The 18,724-nt window shown below is 34.3% G+C and carries 18 protein-coding genes; 5 read left to right on the plus strand and 13 right to left on the minus strand.

Going from position 1 to position 18,724, the window contains the following annotated elements; all coding sequences use genetic code 11:
- Positions 1 to 161: 161 nt before the first annotated feature.
- From NLJ82_RS14110 to NLJ82_RS14120, 3 genes are read right to left on the minus strand one after another with little or no spacing between them, the layout of a single operon-like run.
- The gene (locus NLJ82_RS14110; RefSeq protein WP_000107744.1) at positions 162 to 743 is read right to left on the minus strand and encodes a kinase; all 582 of its coding nucleotides are present in this window, start codon (positions 741 to 743) and stop codon (positions 162 to 164) included.
- Positions 743 to 1,285, minus strand: a complete 543-nt coding sequence (locus NLJ82_RS14115) for a GNAT family N-acetyltransferase (RefSeq protein ID WP_000506662.1) — start codon at positions 1,283 to 1,285, stop codon at positions 743 to 745. Before NLJ82_RS14115 ends, NLJ82_RS14110 begins: the two co-directional genes overlap by 1 nt.
- 14 nt (positions 1,286 to 1,299) lie before the next feature.
- Positions 1,300 to 1,683, minus strand: a complete 384-nt coding sequence (locus tag NLJ82_RS14120) for a VOC family protein (protein WP_001049848.1) — start codon at positions 1,681 to 1,683, stop codon at positions 1,300 to 1,302.
- A gap of 283 nt (positions 1,684 to 1,966) precedes the next feature.
- Between NLJ82_RS14120 and NLJ82_RS14125 the strand changes: the two genes are divergently transcribed.
- Positions 1,967 to 2,212, plus strand: a complete 246-nt coding sequence (locus NLJ82_RS14125) for a hypothetical protein (protein WP_000433609.1) — start codon at positions 1,967 to 1,969, stop codon at positions 2,210 to 2,212.
- 373 nt (positions 2,213 to 2,585) lie between these two features.
- Here NLJ82_RS14125 and NLJ82_RS14130 read toward each other — a convergent pair whose 3' ends face one another.
- Both NLJ82_RS14130 and NLJ82_RS14135 read right to left on the minus strand, forming a co-directional pair.
- Positions 2,586 to 3,113, minus strand: a complete 528-nt coding sequence (locus tag NLJ82_RS14130; RefSeq protein ID WP_000448688.1) for a DUF2812 domain-containing protein — start codon at positions 3,111 to 3,113, stop codon at positions 2,586 to 2,588.
- A gap of 7 nt (positions 3,114 to 3,120) precedes the next feature.
- The gene (locus NLJ82_RS14135) at positions 3,121 to 3,438 is read right to left on the minus strand and encodes a PadR family transcriptional regulator (protein ID WP_001092642.1); all 318 of its coding nucleotides are present in this window, start codon (positions 3,436 to 3,438) and stop codon (positions 3,121 to 3,123) included.
- A 206-nt stretch (positions 3,439 to 3,644) separates the two neighbouring features.
- Between NLJ82_RS14135 and NLJ82_RS14140 the strand changes: the two genes are divergently transcribed.
- The 3 genes from NLJ82_RS14140 to NLJ82_RS14150 are packed head-to-tail and all read left to right on the plus strand — an operon-like array spanning position 3,645 to position 6,818.
- Positions 3,645 to 4,574: an AAA family ATPase gene (locus tag NLJ82_RS14140; RefSeq protein ID WP_000608757.1), complete on the plus strand. Its 930-nt coding sequence runs from the start codon at positions 3,645 to 3,647 to the stop codon at positions 4,572 to 4,574.
- Complete coding sequence (locus tag NLJ82_RS14145) at positions 4,571 to 5,734, plus strand: DUF58 domain-containing protein (RefSeq protein ID WP_001014372.1); 1,164 nt, start codon at positions 4,571 to 4,573, stop codon at positions 5,732 to 5,734. The genes NLJ82_RS14140 and NLJ82_RS14145 overlap by 4 nt, the downstream gene beginning before the upstream one ends.
- Positions 5,709 to 6,818: a DUF4018 domain-containing protein gene (locus NLJ82_RS14150; RefSeq protein ID WP_000708194.1), complete on the plus strand. Its 1,110-nt coding sequence runs from the start codon at positions 5,709 to 5,711 to the stop codon at positions 6,816 to 6,818. Before NLJ82_RS14145 ends, NLJ82_RS14150 begins: the two co-directional genes overlap by 26 nt.
- Positions 6,819 to 6,874: 56 nt before the next feature.
- Here NLJ82_RS14150 and NLJ82_RS14155 read toward each other — a convergent pair whose 3' ends face one another.
- A complete protein-coding gene (locus tag NLJ82_RS14155; protein WP_001186942.1) occupies positions 6,875 to 8,332 on the minus strand; it encodes an MFS transporter in 1,458 nt (485 codons plus the stop codon).
- A 238-nt stretch (positions 8,333 to 8,570) separates the two neighbouring features.
- Positions 8,571 to 9,788 (minus strand): aspartate aminotransferase family protein, encoded by a 1,218-nt coding sequence (locus tag NLJ82_RS14160; RefSeq protein ID WP_001286496.1) that lies wholly within the window; start codon positions 9,786 to 9,788, stop codon positions 8,571 to 8,573.
- Positions 9,789 to 10,060: 272 nt separating this feature from the next.
- Here NLJ82_RS14160 and NLJ82_RS14165 point away from each other — a divergent pair, with 272 nt between their 5' ends.
- Positions 10,061 to 11,437, plus strand: coding sequence for a catalase (locus NLJ82_RS14165; protein WP_000344202.1), 1,377 nt, complete (start codon positions 10,061 to 10,063; stop codon positions 11,435 to 11,437).
- Positions 11,438 to 11,518: 81 nt separating this feature from the next.
- Here NLJ82_RS14165 and NLJ82_RS14170 read toward each other — a convergent pair whose 3' ends face one another.
- The 6 genes from NLJ82_RS14170 to NLJ82_RS14195 all read right to left on the minus strand — a co-directional run bounded on the left by NLJ82_RS14170 (position 11,519) and on the right by NLJ82_RS14195 (position 18,448).
- Entirely contained in the window at positions 11,519 to 12,343 is an 825-nt protein-coding gene (locus NLJ82_RS14170) for an ABC transporter permease (protein ID WP_000114664.1), read from the minus strand.
- Between the two features lie 14 nt (positions 12,344 to 12,357).
- Positions 12,358 to 13,137 (minus strand): ABC transporter ATP-binding protein, encoded by a 780-nt coding sequence (locus tag NLJ82_RS14175; protein WP_000255349.1) that lies wholly within the window; start codon positions 13,135 to 13,137, stop codon positions 12,358 to 12,360.
- 14 nt (positions 13,138 to 13,151) lie between these two features.
- On the minus strand, positions 13,152 to 14,174 hold the full coding sequence (locus NLJ82_RS14180) for an ABC transporter substrate-binding protein (RefSeq protein ID WP_000239835.1): 1,023 nt from the start codon (positions 14,172 to 14,174) through the stop codon (positions 13,152 to 13,154).
- A gap of 174 nt (positions 14,175 to 14,348) precedes the next feature.
- Positions 14,349 to 15,794, minus strand: a complete 1,446-nt coding sequence (locus tag NLJ82_RS14185) for an aryl-sulfate sulfotransferase (RefSeq protein ID WP_000509955.1) — start codon at positions 15,792 to 15,794, stop codon at positions 14,349 to 14,351.
- 89 nt (positions 15,795 to 15,883) lie between these two features.
- A complete protein-coding gene (locus NLJ82_RS14190) occupies positions 15,884 to 16,363 on the minus strand; it encodes a MarR family winged helix-turn-helix transcriptional regulator (protein WP_001044427.1) in 480 nt (159 codons plus the stop codon).
- Between the two features lie 336 nt (positions 16,364 to 16,699).
- Complete coding sequence (locus tag NLJ82_RS14195; RefSeq protein WP_000531412.1) at positions 16,700 to 18,448, minus strand: adenine deaminase C-terminal domain-containing protein; 1,749 nt, start codon at positions 18,446 to 18,448, stop codon at positions 16,700 to 16,702.
- Between the last annotated feature and the right edge of the window lie 276 nt (positions 18,449 to 18,724).

Genomic DNA, 18,724 nt, shown 5'->3' on the forward strand with positions numbered 1-18,724 from the left:
TAATCACTCGCTTTATTGGAATCTTTTCATCTATAGATTTATCTATAAATATATAATTCAAATTATAATAATATTCTCCTTCTCATTAATTGAAATAATTAATCTGCTATTACATAGAGAAACCTCAACTTTTCAAACAAAAAGTTGAGGTTTTCTTCAAATTAATTTATAACTAAATCCGCCCAATCCTTCGGCAATTCCGTTTCTAAGTAATAATCCTCTGCTTTCCAATACCTATTCTTAAACTTTGAAAGGTTCTTCTGCGTTTCCGGACTCTCCCGAAGAAAACGTGTCTCTCTTGGACAATCCAAGTACACCATATAATGAAAGAAATCTCTCCATTCTTTTCGCTGTAGAAAAACACCTTCAATTACTATGACACCTACTATGGGGATCTGTACTTTTTTCATTTCGCATGAGTCTGTCTTATCATTATAGAACGGTAATTTTAGTTTTGTTTCATTTTGTAACTTTCGAAAAAATTTCTGCCGAAGCCACTCAATATCCCATTGTAAATAATAATACTCATACCATTCTTCAAATCCGGTATCATAGCGTTTATTACGCTCCACTATATAATCATCAATATGAAAAATATGAAACGGAATGCTTTCCTGTTTCATATTTTCCTTTAAATTTGCAACAAATGTTGTTTTTCCTGAACGACTTAAACCATCTATACCTAAAATGAACCTATTTTCTTTATGCTTCTTCATAACATTTATCAATTCACTCGTACTCATTATTTCTTCCACTCTTCTTTTAATAAAGAATATAAAATCGTATCATGCGCAACTCCATTTTGAATCATATGTTTTCGAAGTAATCCTTCTTCTTGAAATCCTGCTTTATTTAATAATTTTTGAGAAGCTTTATTTTCTACATATACAACAGCAGCAATTCTTATAAGTTGCAACGTTTCAAACCCATAAGCTAAAATTGCTTGTAATGCTTCGGATGCATACCCCTGTCCCCAATATGTATCATCTAATTCATAACCAATTTCTGCTCGCTTATGATGATTGTTTATTAAATGAAAACCGCACGTTCCGATTAATTGGCCCGTCCCCTTTTTCTCTATTCCCCAGCGAAATACATTTCCCTCTTCATAACGATTTTTAAACGTTTGAATCGTTGTTTTCGCTTGCTCAATATTTTCGAAAGAATCCATTCCGAAATAACGTATAACAGATTCTTTTGAAAAATAACGGAACATCGTTTCTGCATCTAACAGTGTTAATTCTCTTAATTGTAAACGTTCTGTTTCTAGTTTCGGAAACCCCATCTCTTTTTCTCCTTCTATTCTAATGAACTGCAAATTTCAATATAATTTCCATCTGGATCGGCAATATATGCAATTGTTTGTCCCCACGGCTTTACAATTGGTTCAACTAAAATCGTAATACCTTGTTCTCTAAATTGCTCAATTGTTTTTTCTACATTTTCAACAACGAATCCTAATTCAAAATGAGAAGATTGTAACTCGCCTTCTGTAAGTGGTAATCCTGTTAATTCTTTCACGTCTTGCCGCGTATTCATTGCTAATATTGTAGATCCCGTATTAAATTCAATATATGTACCGTGCTCTGCTTTTATAGGCAACTGTAAAATATCTTTATAGAATTTTAAACATTCCTCAAACTTTTCTACATATAAAATGATGTACTTCATTTTTAAATTCATTTTACTTCCCCCTTTATATCCATCCCTAAAATTTCGACAAAAGTCTCATAAAAACCTTGTTTCCTATAGTAGCGAGCATAAAAAAATGAGGCCGATTTCTCGGCCCCCCAGCTTATTGGCATAAAACAGGAGATTTGGTTTGGACATAACCAGTTCGTACTCTTATTATATTTTATTTTTTCTGAATTTTAAATACATTAAATACCTATTTATATTGAGAAAGTTTTTTTATTTGCATAAAATTAAAGAATTTAAGAAATGCTACAAATGGAGGTGTATACATATGGAACCAATGCTATGTCCAAGCTGTAAAACGAACCGTACCCGCTTTAATATTCTTGAGCAACAAGTAAAACCCGTTAAGTTAAATCCACAAACTGGTCAAGTAGAAGAAGAATATACAAATGAAACGATGAACGCTTTTCATATGGCCTATCAAGGACCTACTTACAGAGTCCAATGCGCTGTATGTGGGCTTGTTGAAAATCCTGAACAATTTATTAAACCTGCTCAAAATCAGTCTTTCTAATAAAAACATGATTATCCCTTGTAGAAATAGATTTTTCTATAAGGGATTTTTTCGTTTTATACTTTAATAAAAAACGTGTTTCTTCCTTATTATAAGTTACACCCCACACCGCCTTAGCCACCTTTTATTTTTGCTACTGCTCGCTTTCTTTTACCTTATCACTATTTTAAACATCAAACATCAAAAATCAAATAAAATAATATTAATTGGTAGTTCATTATATGAATCGTATTTCTTTACTTATTACTTTTCGGGTATTGTTCTGGTTATTAATTTTACTCCTTAAATATACAATCTTTTATTATGTAATAAAAACTGAACAAAATAGACATATATAGAAATTAAATAAGATGATCCCGAATATATTTATTTGTTACAACATTTCCTTTTTCAATTTATTTATCTTCCAATATAAATTAACAAGTATATATAAATATACGAAAGCAAAAAACCCTACCATACCTTTATATAACCCAGATTCTGATATCCCCAAAAAACTTAAGTAAAGTGCCGGCATTAACGTTACGAACATAAATGCAAAGACCTGTAATAACTCAGTGAGCTTTTGTATCCTCGTTTCCTTATCTGAATATATATCAGGTAACTCATTCTCCTCTTCTACTTCTTTACAAAAATAATTCCATTTCGCAAAACTCGTTACATGTTTCCACCCGCACATTTCATATATTTCAATATACTCTTTTTGTTTTTCTTTTGAATCTTTGTAATCCAATCTAAAATCAGCTTTATATATTACATCTTTCGGCTCCGTTTTCTTAAACGTATACATTACATTATACTTTTGTAGTGCCCAGCCTTGTTGATGCATTTTTCTTAAAAAGGCTTCCTCTTTTTCTAAACTCCATCCCGCATAAAACTTGAATACCCTTTTTGTCTCCATCTTCCATTCACTCCCCTAATATACTATTCCCATTCCTTACAGATCTCTGCAACCTGTTATACTCTAGCTCTAACACTTCTTTACCAAGTGGAGTTAACTCATAGCACTTCTTTCTATCTGTTGAGGCAACTTCAACAATTAATTTCTCTTTTAATAACTTCGTCGTATTCCCGTATAAAGTTCCAGGACCGAGCTTTACTTCTCCATTTGTCATCTCTTCTACCATTTGCATAATTCCATAACCGTGCATTGGTTTCACTAGTGATAACAGTATGTAATATGTCGCCTCAGTTAACGGAATATATTTTCTCGCTTTTGTATTCATTATAACCACCTCCGATACATCGTCTCATGATATATCGACTCGCGATACATCGTATACCGATATTATATATTCACACTCCAAAATATGCAAGAGTATAATTTAATAATTGAATATTTATTTCTTTGAATTGAAAAATCATATAAATTTTCTGAATAATTTGTTAAAATATAGAAATATCCGTTTATATTTTGAAAGGAATGATACATATGATAAATAAATTGAAGGAAAATATAGAATCAGTTTTTGTAGGTAAAGAAAATGTTATAGATCTATTAATTGTTTCCTTGCTTGCTGACGGTCATGTACTTCTTGAGGATGTACCTGGTACTGGGAAAACGTTACTTGCGAAAACACTTTCAAAAAGTATTGGTGGTAATTTTTCTCGCGTTCAATTTACACCGGATGTACTTCCGAGTGATGTGACAGGTATTGAATATTTCAATCCGAAAACGAGCGAATTCGAGTTAAGACTCGGACCAGTCGTGGCAAACATTCTACTCGCAGATGAAATTAACCGTGCAATGCCGAGAACACAGTCTAGTTTATTAGAAGCGATGGAAGAACGACAAGTGACGCTTGAAAAGCAGTCAACTCCTCTTCCAAAACCGTTCTTTGTTATTGCGACGCAAAATCCAATTGAATCACAAGGAACGTTCCCTCTTCCAGATGCACAGCTTGATCGCTTTTTAATGACAATTTCTATAGGTTATCCGAATTCTGAAGATGAACTACAAATGATGCGACGTTTTCGTAACGATGCACCACTAGAAAGTGTCACATCTGTTATTACTTTAGATGATATTTTAGAGGCACAGAAACGAGTAAAAGAGATTTTCGTATCAGAACCGTTAGAACATTACATTATTAAACTTGCTCATGCTACAAGAAATCATGATTATATCGCTAACGGTGTAAGTCCGCGTGCCACACTTGCTTTAGTACGTGCAGTTCAAGCTTTAGCCTTTTTACGTGGGAGAGAATATTGCACACCAGAAGATATACAATTGTTAGTTCCTTCTGTTTGGAATCACCGTATCGTCTTATCAATGGAAGGTGCATTACGTACGACAAAAAATGAAATGATGCAAAAGATTTTAAAAGAGGTTGACGTACCAGTGGAGATTGAGCAAACATGAATGGACAGCGCGTTGTAACTGTACCTTTATTTTTTCAACTTCATATTATTCAACTATCTGTTCCAGGCGCGATACTATTTACATTTTTTATGCCGCAACGAATCATTATGTTTTTCTTTTTCTTCTACTATTTATTTGCGATTTTCATTTATAAATATGTCGCATATATAGAGAAACAGTTTCAAGTGCTAAACGAGAAACAAACAACTCGTTTATTTCCTAATGAATCTGGACAGTTTTTTATTCATTTAAAAAATGGAGCAAACATACCACTCGTTAACGGTGTTTGTTATTTTCATTTAGACCCGTCCCTACTACCGAATAAAGATCAAGGAATTGAACAAATATCAAAAACACTATTCTCTTTCCCATTTTCACAACCTGCTCATTCAGCGCAAAAATGGGATTTATCATTAACTGCAACGAAGCGTGGCGTGTTTCAAATTGAACAGTTCGAATGTGTTTTGAAAGATCCTTTTCATTTATTATCTGTACATTTACCTGTATTTGATAAATTAAGAACTGAAATTATTGTGTACCCTTCTCCTAAAGAAGTAGCAGGTTTGCAAGAACTTCAGCAACTTTTAAATGGATCTTATCGAACGAATTTTTCTTTTTACAATGATGAAACATCTATTATTGGTGTGAAACGATATGAACGTGAGTCTTTCCGTTCTATTCATTGGAAAGCATCTGCTAAAATGCAGGAATTACAGGCGAAGCAATATGAACCTGTAAAAAATTATAGTTGGACAATCTGTCTTTCTTTAGCTGCTGATCGCGGGTTTGGTTGGAAAGATAATATAGAAGATCTTATTTCATTTGCAACATACATTTGTCAATATGCTACGAAGCATCAAATACCGTTTGAATTATTTATTAGTATATTAGCTGAAGGTGGTCCTCTGCACTTACCATTAAATGAAGGGCAAACACATTACGCAAAAGCTTTAGAGGAATTGGCACGTATTTCAGACGATAGCACATTAATTCCGAAACAAGGATTTCTCCATTATACAAATAGAAAAGGAGAACGATCGTCTACGATGATTTACATTGGCTTGCAGAAGAATGACCTCTCTCTTCTATCGCAACCTACGTTTCTCATAAATAACGAAGGGATGGTGGAAAAGCTTGAAAATTTGGCTCTATCACGTTAATGACTTTATTCTGCTGCTCCTCCTTTCGTTATTAACAGAAAGGGACGAACTTGTTGCTATTGCTATATTTTTAACAACTGGCTATATTGGAGTATTTCTTATTCATAAATTCATGGAAAAAAGAACGCTAGGATTTGTCATACTGTTAATAACTCAAATAATCGGTTGTTCTATCTTTCTCCCTTTCTCTCTATTTGGCACAATTATGTTACCACTTTTCTTCTTTATCGTACATGTAGTCGGACCTGGCTACCAAGTTCAAAAATCGTTAGGCGGTATTGTTTGGTTTGGTGTTTCGGCTATATTTTATGCTCCCTTTCCAACGCTCGGGAAACTGTTACTATTAGTTATACACATTATGATTACATTTTGGTTAACCGGGGCAAATCGGAATCAACAGTTATTACGTTTCGCTTCTATTATTACGATTGGTGTAATGAGTATATTAATTGTTCAAGTATTTCCTTTTATTCGAGTCATTTTTAGTTTTATCATAGAAATAGTCGCATTAGGGGTCGGTTATATTATAAATCCGTTTCTCATAGCAGCTGAATTAAAAGATACTGAAGGAGTTTGGGCGAGTAAAGGTCATCTCTTAAAACCACAAATTGAAGATGGAAAAACACCTCCTGATTTTGATCCAACTCTTATAAATAGCATTACCATAATAGCCTGTGTAGCCATTGCTATTTATGTCGTTTGGAAAATAATAAAAAAACGAAAACAATTCAGTTTACCAAATATACCTGTCTTTGAATCTACTATCATCACTGATAAAGAAGGAATGAGCCAAAAACGTTTGAAACGAAACAAACCGCCACATAACGAAATTCGAAAAGAGATTTTTAAGCTTGAAAGTAAGTTAACTCCCCCTTTAAATAGAAATCGAGGAGAAACTATTGAGGCATGGTTAGATAGAATAAATAGTGAAGAAGATGTAAATATTCAGAGTCATATTATTAGTAATGCTTATAATACAGTGCGTTATTCAAATGGGGAAAACACCGTACTTTTGTATGAATTTAAGGAAGAAATCCATAAACTCTATGCATATCAGAAAAGTTTAAAGAAAAGAAAGAAATAACACAACAAAAAGACTCCTATTTTCATAGGAGTCTTTTTATACTTCTACGTTACTTTTTAAATTGAGGCGTTTTTCCCTGCTTCAATCTCTAATGACTCTTCATGCCACCAAAGTGTTTCTTCAGGATCTTCTTTAGCAATTTGGTGTGCTTCTTTTTTCGATTCTACTGTAGGATATGAACCTTTTAGCGCACGTCCTGATGTTGTAACGAATAGTACACTAAATACAACTAATCCAATAATACTTACACCTGTTAAATAAAATGCCGGTGCAAGCGGGTTACCGGTTGCATGAACTAAGTATGAACATACAAGTGGTGTTGTACCACCAAATATCGATACAGAAATATTAAATGAGATCGAAAGTGCTCGATAACGTACATCAGTGAAAAAGAGTGATGGTAATAATGAAGGTAATGTTCCTTCATATACACTTAGGAAGAAACCTAATACGAAAATACCTGCAAATATAGCTGCAATATGCCCGTTACCTATTAGTAAAAATGCAGGGATTGCAAATACAGTTAAACCAAGTAAACCAATTTGCACGACGCGTTTATTACCAATTTTATCACTTAATTTACCGAAATATAGTGCTAGTGGAATCATAAGTGCCATCGTAATAGAAATAATTAGTAAGCCTGTTGTTTCTTCGACTTTAAGTACTTGAGTTAGATAAGAAGGAATATACGAAAGAATCATATAATTTGTAATATTAAAGAAGGCGACAATTACTGTGCTTAATAAGAAGTCTTTTTTGTGATATTTCATAATATCCATAAATGAAAATTGTTCATTGTCTTCAGATTCCTCTTGTGCTTTTTCCATCTCTTCAAAGATGGGAGATTCATCTAAATGACGGCGTAAGTATAAACCGACCAAACCAATTGGTGCAGCTATTAAGAAAGGAATACGCCAGCCCCAGCTGAGCATTTGTTCATCTGTTAACAATAACGTCAAAATGGTAACAATTACCGATGCAGCAATGTAACCTGAGAGTGTTCCAATTTCAAGACCACTACCGAGTATACCACGCTTTTTATCTGGAGAAGATTCTGCGATATAAACCATTGCTCCTGAATATTCGCCGCCTGTAGAGAAGCCTTGAATCATTCGGGCAACTAAAAGTAGTATTGGTGCCCATACACCAATTTGTTCATAGGTTGGTAGTAATGCGATGAATAATGTAGAAAGTGCCATTAAAATAATAGTAGTACTTAACACGATTTTTCGGCCGTACTTATCTCCTATTCTACCAAAGAATACACCTCCGATTGGTCGAACGAGGAAGGCCGCTGCAAATGTACCGAATGTAAGTACAAGTTGCAATCCACTATTATCAACACCTGAGAAGAATAATTGACTTAAAATTACCGCTAAATACGCGTATAATCCGAAGTCAAACCACTCCATTGCGTTCCCTATACCAGTAGCAACTACTGCTTTCCTGGCTTGTTTAGGATTAACAATATTAACGTCTTGAGGTTCAAAATTTAAATCATTATTTTGTTGCATATAATAAAACAGCTCCTTATTTAATTTAACTTCTTTAAGCACACCTTCTCTTATTGAATAAAATTAATTCGAAGCACTTAAGGAAAATTAACGTCTCCTTATCTGTTATTATTGTTTCACATAATTAATTATTTGTCCAATGAGATGCTCTCTAGGTTAAGTAATTTACTATTTTAAAAAGCTGAAGAAGTCGCTATTTTAGCGGCTTCTTCAGCTTTTTATATTTTTTTATATTTTTTTAAATACTTGCTGTAGCAGCTATGTTATGAACACAAGAAATAAACTCATAAGTGAATGCGTCAATTTCCTCTTTCGTAATAATATACGGCGGAAGTAATCGAATAATATTCCCTTGTGTTACATCGACCAACATTCCTTTACTCATTAACTCAATCTGTAATTTCTTCACATTTTCATTCGTGTCATTCACACTTATTCCAAACATCATCCCCGCATGACGCACTTCCTGAATATAATAAGAATTTTCTTTCTGAATGTCTTGCAGTTTGTCATTCAAATATAGTGACGTTTCATATGCTTCTTGCATTAAACCATCGTCAAGTAATGTATTTAATACCGTTAAACCTAAAGCCGTTCCCATTGATGAATGAGCAAATGTGGTGCCGTGATCTCCTGGTGCAAATACATCACATAACTTTTCACCTACAATAATTCCGCCAAGTGGTATCCCGCCTCCTGCTCCTTTACCAATTTGAATAATATGTGGTGTAATATTGAAATTTTGATAAGCGAATAGTTTTCCTGTTCTCCCCATACCACTTTGAACCTCATCAACGATAAGTAGTACATTATATTTCTCACATAAATTTTGAACACCATGTAAATATTCACCCGATAATGGATAAATTCCCCCGCTTCCTAATACAGGTTCTAACAGAATTGCAATTGGATTTTCATGAATAATTGTTTCTTCTAATTGCTCTATATTCTCGCGCTCAACTTCATATACCGGGATCGATGTTTTAGGGAAATTTTGATATACACTTTCTTGTCTCGTAAAATGAAGTGCTCCTAACGTACGCCCGTGGAAACTATTCTTCAGCACTACAATTCCTTCACGTTCTTCATGCATAATAGCTCTATATTTATCAATTAATTTCAACGTTGTTTCTGTCGCTTCCGTACCAGAGTTTGTAAAAAAGACCTTTCCGTTTTTTAAAGAGCAATCAACTAATTTCTTTGCATATTCAATCGCAACTGGGTTTAAAAAATGAAACGGTAGATGCAACGACTTCGTAACTTGATCCATTGTCGTTTGCACAATTTTCGGATGATTGTATCCTAATACATTTACGCCTACACCAGAAAATAAATCTAAATACTCTTTACCATCCACATCATACAGCTTACACCCTTCTCCTCTTTCTATCGCAAGCTTTGTACGACAGTACGTTGACATCATATACTCTTTATCTAATTGAAACCAATCCGACATGTTACATTCCTCCTAGTTATTCTCCCTGTTTTATTTCTGTTCATTTTCTTTAAATTCATATATAAATTCATTTTTAAGTTTAAAATTTTAATAGTAATGTTCTTCCCGATATTCATTTTTCCATAATTTCTTCTATTTCAACAGGTCCACTACATACGCGTTTTTCTCATCTAGCGGTCTGTTACTAGTTTGAACTTAGCGTGTTATACATAATCAACGCTATAAAATCATATTTAGTAACAATGGACAAAAAAGATTTGGAGGCTATATTGATGGATGAAAACTATGATAAACAGAGGCAATCTTTACTAGGGAGAGACTTTAATGACAATGGAGTACGTAATGAACAAGCTATACTTCACTCTCAAACAGTTGGTTCACGTGGACCTGTTCTAGAGCAAGATAGTGTGCTTCACGAGGCGTTACAACAATTTATTCACGAAAAAATTTTAGAAAGACCTGTTCATGTAAAAGGATTTGGTGCATTTGGTTATTTTCAAACGATCTATCCAATGTCTGAACATACGAAACTAAGTTTTCTACAACATTCTAATGAGAAAGTTCCTGTTATGGTACGATTTTCACTAGCTGTTAGTACGAAAGGAACACCTGATACTTCTAGAAATGTACGCGGTTTTTCTACAAAATTTTATACAAAAGAAGGTATTTTCGATCTATTATGTAATCACATTCCTGTCTTTTCTGTACGCGATCCGATGCGTTTCCCTGAAACAATTCAAGCGTTGTCACCTTCACCTAAAAATAACTTAATAGACCCTAATAGATTTTGGAGCTTTGTCGCTAGAGCACCTGAATCCATACATTTCGTTGTCCGTTTGTACTCTGATAATGGTACAGCCAAAAGCCTTCGCCACATTCCAGGACATAGTGTAAATACATATGTTTGGAGAAATGCAGAAGGTAATCGAAAGTACGTAAAGTATCATTGGTACCCATTTGAAGGTGTACAATTCATTACTAGCGAGGAAGCAAATAAACTGGCTGCCGAAAACCCTGATTATAGCGGGAAAGATTTATATGATGCAATTGCAAACGGTAAACCAGTGGAATATGGTTTATATGTCCAGCTCATGGACCCGAAAGATGAAGCGCATCTTTCTTACGATCCTTTAGATGATACAAAAATATGGGATGAAAAAGCGTATCCTCTTATACCAGTCGGCAAAATGGTATTAAATAAAAACCCTGAAAATTATATGGAACAAGTAGAAAAAGTCGCTTTCTCCCCTTCTAATTTACTTGACGGTGCTGAATTATCAGATGATAAAATGTTGCAAGGGCGAGCTAACATTTATAGTGATTCCCAAAGAAGAAGAATTGGTCCCGAATTTCGGAAATTAACGATTAACCAACAGCAAAATTGGACACCTGCTAATCAAATAACGAGCGGTGACGGAAGATACGTTGAAGGTAAAATTGAAAGAACTTCAATAACGAAACAAGATGACTTTACGCAGGCTGGTGAATTTTATACGAAGTTAAAACCGATAGAAAAAGAACATCTTGCCGAAAACTTAGCTGGTGATTTGAAAGTTATATCTGATGATATTAGAAAGATAGTGTTAGAGTATTTTCATAACGTGTCAGCTGATTTGGTGAAGAGGATTGAAACCAAAATAGAAAAATAATAAGAAGTAAGAACGCATCGACTTTTTTCATAAAAAAGAGCCATTTATCTAACCTTTTTTAGTCAGCTAAATGGCTCTTTTTTATTTTTTCACCACATTATATCTTTTCAGAACTACACTTCCGAATTTATTAAATATCCGATCCATCAAGAAGCCCATCAATCCAAGAATAACAAGACCGACAAAAATCCAATCTGTTTTGAAATATAACCTTGCATTCCAAATCATATAACCAATTCCTTCATTAGCTGCAACCATTTCAGCTCCAACAATGGCCATAAATGAGGATCCCATTGCAAGCTTTGCCCCCGTATAAATATAAGGAAGTGCTGCTGGTATGATGACATGGAACATAATTTGCCATTCTGATGCTCCCATACTTCTCGCTGAGCGAATTTTATCTTCTTCAACAGCTTGCACACCGGTAATTGTGTTAATCGTCACAATAAAGAAAGTTGCATACATAATGAGAAAAATTTTAGATTGCTCTCCAATACCAAACCAAAGCATAAATAATGTTATAAAGGCAAGAGGTGGAATAAAGCGAATAAAATTGATAACTGGATCAAAGAGCGCTCTTAACCATGGGATTCGGCCAATTAATAATCCTACCGGAATGGCTACAAGATTCCCTAAAATCCATCCAGCTATTACTCTTAAAAAACTAACTCCTATATATATAAATAAGGAACCATTTTGACTCAGTTCAATTGCTCCATACAAAACTGCTATCGGACTTGGCAAAAATTGCGGATCAGAAAAATTCGCTACAACACTCCATATCGTAAGAATAAGTATCCAAGCGATAATTCCACTTTGTAATAGCTTCTTTTGTAAACCAATCTTGAAATTATTTGTTTCATAAATAGTCTCTTTTCTTGCAATCTCATCTTTCAACACGCTCATATTTGGACCTCCTTTCAATCAAAGTGTGATTGAATCATTTGATAATAGTAATTAAATTCTTTATCTGTAAATGTTCTCGGATACGGTAGTGGAATATCGTAAATCTTTTCAATTTTTGAAGAAGGTCCTTTAGACATTACCCCTATTCTTTGCCCAAGTAATAGCGCTTCTTGAATATCATGAGTGACAAAAATAATCGTTTTGTTTGTTTCTTTCCAAATTCGTATTAACTCTATTTGCATTGTTCTTCTAGTCATTGCATCGAGTGCTCCAAATGGTTCATCCATTAATAAAAATTGCGAGTCATTGGCTAACACACGTGCTAATTGAACTCTTTGTTTCATTCCTCCAGAAAGTTCTCTTGGATATTTTCCTTCATGCCCATCTAGTCCAACAAGTTTTATATAGTGAGAGGATATATCATTTCGGGTCTGCTTTATCATTTTTTTCATTTTTAAACCAAATTCAATATTTTCTTTAATTGTTAGCCACGGAAAAAGCGCTGCGTCTGCTTGTTGAAATACGACGCCACGATTTCTATCAGGCTTAATTACCTCTTCATTATTGACTATTAGTTTCCCTGATGTCTTTTCAACAAATCCAGCAAGCATACTTAATAACGTAGATTTTCCACATCCGCTTGGGCCAAGTAATATAAAAAATTCACCATTCCCAATTGTTAAATTTACATCTTCTAAAACAAATTGTTCGTTATTAAATGATTTAGATAACCCAGAAATAGAAATGGCCACAGGAGATTTCAATACTTCTTTTTCACTTACTGTACTCACCATACTTCACTCCTATTCTATTTATAAGTAACAGATTCAGGGAAAGCTTTCTTTAGTGATTCAAGATCAATCTTATCTTTCAATTCATATTTATCTTTCAGCTTCCCTTTTTCTTCTAACCATTTTTTCATATCTTCTAGATGCTTAGCATCTTCTTTTGTAAATCCAAGAACATAGTTCTGTCTTTCAATATCTTTTAATGCATCTTTCTCGGGTAGTTTCAATTGTTCAAAAGCAAGTTTTGCTGTTTCTTTTTTATTGTTTTCTACGTACTTTATACCTTCAGAAAGAGCCTTAATTGTATTTTCAACGGCTTTTGGATTCTTCTCGACGAATGATCTTTTTGCTAGTAAATAGCTGTCAATTGTGACACCAGCACTTTCTAAATCACCTAATTTTGTTACACCTTTTATATTTTTAAATTTATCCTTTAATGCACCAGAACTCCAAACAGCATCTATATCACCATTTTTCATTCCTACAATAGCTTCGTCTGGTGTACTATATGGAACGAAGGTAATATCCTTTTCATTAATATGTTTCGCTGCCAAATATTTCGCCCAAACATACTCCGTTACAGTCCCTTTAGGTACGCCTAACTTTTTACCTTTTAAATCATTTTCTGTTTTAATACCCTCTCTAACTAGAAGCTCATTGTCTTTTGATGATTTTTCATTTCCTCGCGTAAGTGTTGAAATTACGACCATATCCCCTTTTCCTAACGAATTTAAAAGCGCATAATCAGCAGCAAGACCTGTATCAGCTTGTTCGGTTAATACCGCATTAACTGTATCAATTCCATAAGCAAAATTCGATAGTTGAGCTTTAATACTATTTTTCTCAAAATAGCCTTGTTTCTCGGCAGCTCTAAACTGAAAAGATCCGCCCGCAGCTGTATCTATAGCCATTTTCACCGTGGCCGTTTCTTTCCCATTACTTTTTGTCGTTCCCACACTTTCTTTTGAAAAGTTTGAGCACCCTGCTACAGCTAAACTAGTAATCATTGATAAACTTAAAAATAAAGGCTTTAATTTCACCATTTATCATTCCTCCATAACAATTTGTTCAAGCTTGAAGTAAGATTTGTTTAACCTAAATATTACGTTAAATTATTACAAATAAAGAAATGGAAACGTTTTGTCATATAACAAACCTATCAAGTTCATTTTAATAAGTGGGGGAAATGACTCTCCCCACACTTTAAATTACTAGCGTTAATCTCGTATTTTATTTATTTCTTCCAATGTCGCTACACAGAAATCTCCGGTGCCGTAAGATATTGTTCCTTCGACTGTCACAACAGATTCCGTACCAGCTTCTGCAGCATTCGGGACTCTAAATGCTGCTATATCAAGAGGAGTAATTTCTTTCTCCTCTGGTTTTTCTAGTTGAGGTACCCACTCATACGGTACACGATACGCACGGTAAACCATATTGGAGTTTCTGTTATTTTTATAAGGTGAAATATATTCCCATACAAGCTCATGCTCACGAGTAACTTCAAAAATCCGACCATCTGCTCCTTCTGTAATCAATGTATTTCCGTTTGGTAGCCTTTGGGCAGAACTAATATATGGACTGTAAAATCGATACGAATCTAAAGGAGCTTGATATCCAGCTTCAGTTGACGTATATTGCCACTCAATTTCTAAAGTTACTGGATTAATTTCTAGAATCCTCGAGTGATCACGAACAGCATTTTTGGAACCGTATGGAGATGCAGGGTTTGGAAGACCGTATCCTGCCCAACCACCATTATCAAATACAAGTAAATTCCCTTCTCCAGGCAATCCTTTCGGAATGATATGTGCATGATGTTGTCCAATGATCCATCCTAAATGCTTAACATCTGGGCTAGAATAATCAGGACCGAGTTTCCAAACTATATTTCCTGTCTTCTTGTCAATAATGGCAATTATATTTGACTCCCTAGCATCCCAAATAATATTTTCAGGATGAAAACGTTCATCTCCTTGGTCATAAAACTTATTCGGACCAATTGTAGACATAGAATTTATATGCATCCAATCTCCATCCGAATTACCACCAAAGGATCTAATATTAGGATTACGGAATAGTACATTTTTAGCACTTTCATCAAATCCAAGTTCTTCAAAATGATCACTGACAGCCCACTCCCATATAATATTCCCTTCCCAATCTACCTCAATAATGACATCATCTAATAACGGCTTATCGGATATATTCGGATTATGTACATTTTTGTGTGCTAAAATTAACGTATTTCCACCATCTGTTTTCGGTTCTAATTCTGGTGCATAGTAACCCACGGGATTTCCCTCACGCTGATAATCATGATGAGCTCTAGCCATCCACTGCGGATCATGGCCTGGGTCTTCAATGTGTTCCAGACGGTTAAATCTCCAGACTATGTTTCCTTCCCAATCTACTTGAACTAAATCTACTTCATCTTGAAAACCGTACTCAGGATCTCTTTGTGCTGTATGACCAAAAACATATCCGCCTGGTAATAACTTATTTGGAAATCCACGCAGTCCTTTCCATAAGTGTACTTCCTTTCCATTCATATCAATTAATAACGCACCATGATCTGCAGCTTGATAAATTGTATAACCACTCCAAGCTTTCCCGGGATTATATACTGTTGCCCCTGTTGGATAAATTGTTGGATGTCCCATTCTTTCCACTCCTATTCATATTATTAATAAGTCACCTTTTAATAGTTTGAATTTTCAGACCCAAATAACTAGAGTAATAGTATTCTTTGTTATTCCTCTGTATTCTCATTACTTAGTTTCATAATCCTATCCGAAAGGTGTTCTAAATTATAGGCTAAGCGTTTAAAAATTTCGGCCTGCACGTGTAATTCTTCTATTGAAAATCCATCGAATAAAACAGACATAAAACTTGTTCTTATTTTATTATTTCGCTTTATAAATTTCAGGCCATCTTCAGTAATATCAAGTAAAGTGATTCGTCTATCTTCCTGATGACGTTTCCGAATAGCCAAGCCTCTTTCTTCTAACTTATCGCATAATGCCGTAATCGCTCCTGATGTAAAATCCAGTTCTTCTGCTAAGTCAGTTAGACGCTGCTCACCATCTCGAATAATTTTGTTTAATATTAAGATGCCCGGCAACATAATACCTTCAATCTTAATTTTGTCACGTTCCTTTACAAACTTACGGACCATTTTACGAAACAACCAATCTGTTTCTTCGATTAATGTTGGCATCGTTTTATTCATATCTCCTCCGCTCCTTGCTCTATGAATAATACAAAAAGGCACGAACACATTTCAAAATTATGAAATGTATACGTGCCTTTGGTTATCCAATCAGCTATTCAATTTGTTTTAGCATTAAAATAATGAGTGGTAAAATAAGTAATATCCACATATTAATCCATTAATTCCTATGAGTCAAGTATGTTTTAAAAATATATTTTCCTAATTTATCTATTTGTTCTCGTTTAAGGTTATTTTTGAGATTATTTATATGTAACCCTATTTATAACAATACATCTAAAATATAAAACTCCCCCACTTTACATAACTACTGTAGCGGAGGAGTTCTTTCTAATATTACTTTATCAAATTCACCGGCGAAGCAACTACCTTTCCACTTTTCACATCATATAGCCCTATAGGCGTTACCCGTATAAAAGGCAAGTGCGTCGCAGAAAAGAATAAAATTGTAAATGCTGGATCATCATACGCGTAGCCACGCTCTTGTAGTAATTTCACCATCTGTTTCTCTTCCTGTATTAATTCACTCATTTTTAAATTAGACATAATTCCGAGCAATGGTAATGCGATTTCATGTAATACTTCATTCTTCTCAGCTATTACCATTCCCCCGCCAAGCTCTTTTACTCTATGAAAAGCTATAAGCATATCTTCTTTTCTTTTTCCGATAAGAATGATGTCACCTGTACCAGAATAAGAGCTAGCAAGCCCACCTAGTTCTTTCGCAAAACCTTTCACAACTGTATTCACTCGCCAACTTCCATCACGAGCAATCATCATAAGGAAACATTCATCATGATCTGTGGACAATTCATTACATTCTATGTTGATTTTACTAGTATATGGTTTTGTAATAACGTTATTTAATAAGTGTATACCCGTTTTATTAGAGAAAATCATATCCTCTTTTTCTATGGACCAATCTAATGATAATGGAGTTACTTTACATTTACCCCAGTCTATATGTAATGCTTCATGCGTATTTACACCGTCACGCTTCACCCATTTCCCCTTTGCAATAACGCTCGCTGGCACTGGGTTTTCTTTACTTTCTAAAATATTGATATTAGCAATTCTCCCTGTCGCAATCGAACCATGTATATGCTCCATATTATAATAACGAGCAATATTATAACTTGCCATATGATATGCATCTATTACTGGAACACCTTGCTTTATAGCAGTAGTAATCATTACATTCGTCATTCCGTTTTCATAAAAGGACGGATGAGAACCATCTGTTGTGAAAAAGAATCTATCAAATTGCTTCACACCTAATTCCAATAGTTCTTTTAATAAAACTTCTAAATCTGGTCGGATGGAAGAGTTTCTAAGAGAAACAGTGTAACCTTGCATAAGACGAGTTAACGCCTCTTGCCCCGTCATTGCTTCATGATCACAGTCTGTACCTAACAGTTTTAATTTTACTAACGTTGCTTCAGATGCTCCTGGGAAATGTCCTTCTACTTTTTTCTGTAATCGCTTTGTTTCCTGAACCCAAGTTAGCATTTCATCATCGCCATGTAATAATTTTGGCCATGCTGTTAGCTCTCCTCCTTGAAGAACTGCTTCATGCTGTAGCCACTCTATCATTTCTTCCCTATTAAATAAAGATTCCCCATTTTGCAATTCAGTTTGTCCATCAAAACGGCACCACCAATACATACTAACTGGAAGCTTTTTAAATTCATCTAATAAATGAAATGATTCTTCACGCTTTAATGTGAAAAATAGAGTTAAATTATCATTAATAAAAGTTGTTGTCCCAGATTGCATCGCATGATTCGCTAACGTCTCTGGATTATATAATTGATATGGATGTGCATGCGGTTCTATGTAACTAGGAACGACATACTTTCCATCACAATCAATGACTTCACATTCATATAGTTGCTCTGGCAACTTTTCTCCTACATATATAATACGGTCATCATAAATCCAAATATTTGCTTGCATCCATTCACGTATATAGGAATTTAAGTATGTTGCATTCTTTAATAATTTGTGTGGACTTCTTGTACCGTCTATTATTTCAACATGTTCTCGTAATTGCTTGTTACTCCATCTAAACTGATTTTGTCCCAATGTATTTCACTCCAAATCAATTTACTTTTTTTATTAAAACAAAATAATTAACAAACTAAAGTATTATTCATTCATAACTCCCCTGTATAGCCCCTATACCTCTCATTATATGGAATACTCTCAAAAATAACAATTTTCAAAACAAACAACAACTCTTTGTCCCACAACAAAAAGGATGTCATGCAACTGACATCCTTTTTATACTAAACTATAAGATTGAATTGCAATTTGAAATACCCTTGTATCATATTTATGTTCTACATATACTTAATACCA

It is taken from the genome of Bacillus paranthracis (genome assembly GCF_024296885.1).
In the GTDB taxonomy this organism is placed as follows: domain Bacteria; phylum Bacillota; class Bacilli; order Bacillales; family Bacillaceae_G; genus Bacillus_A; species Bacillus_A paranthracis.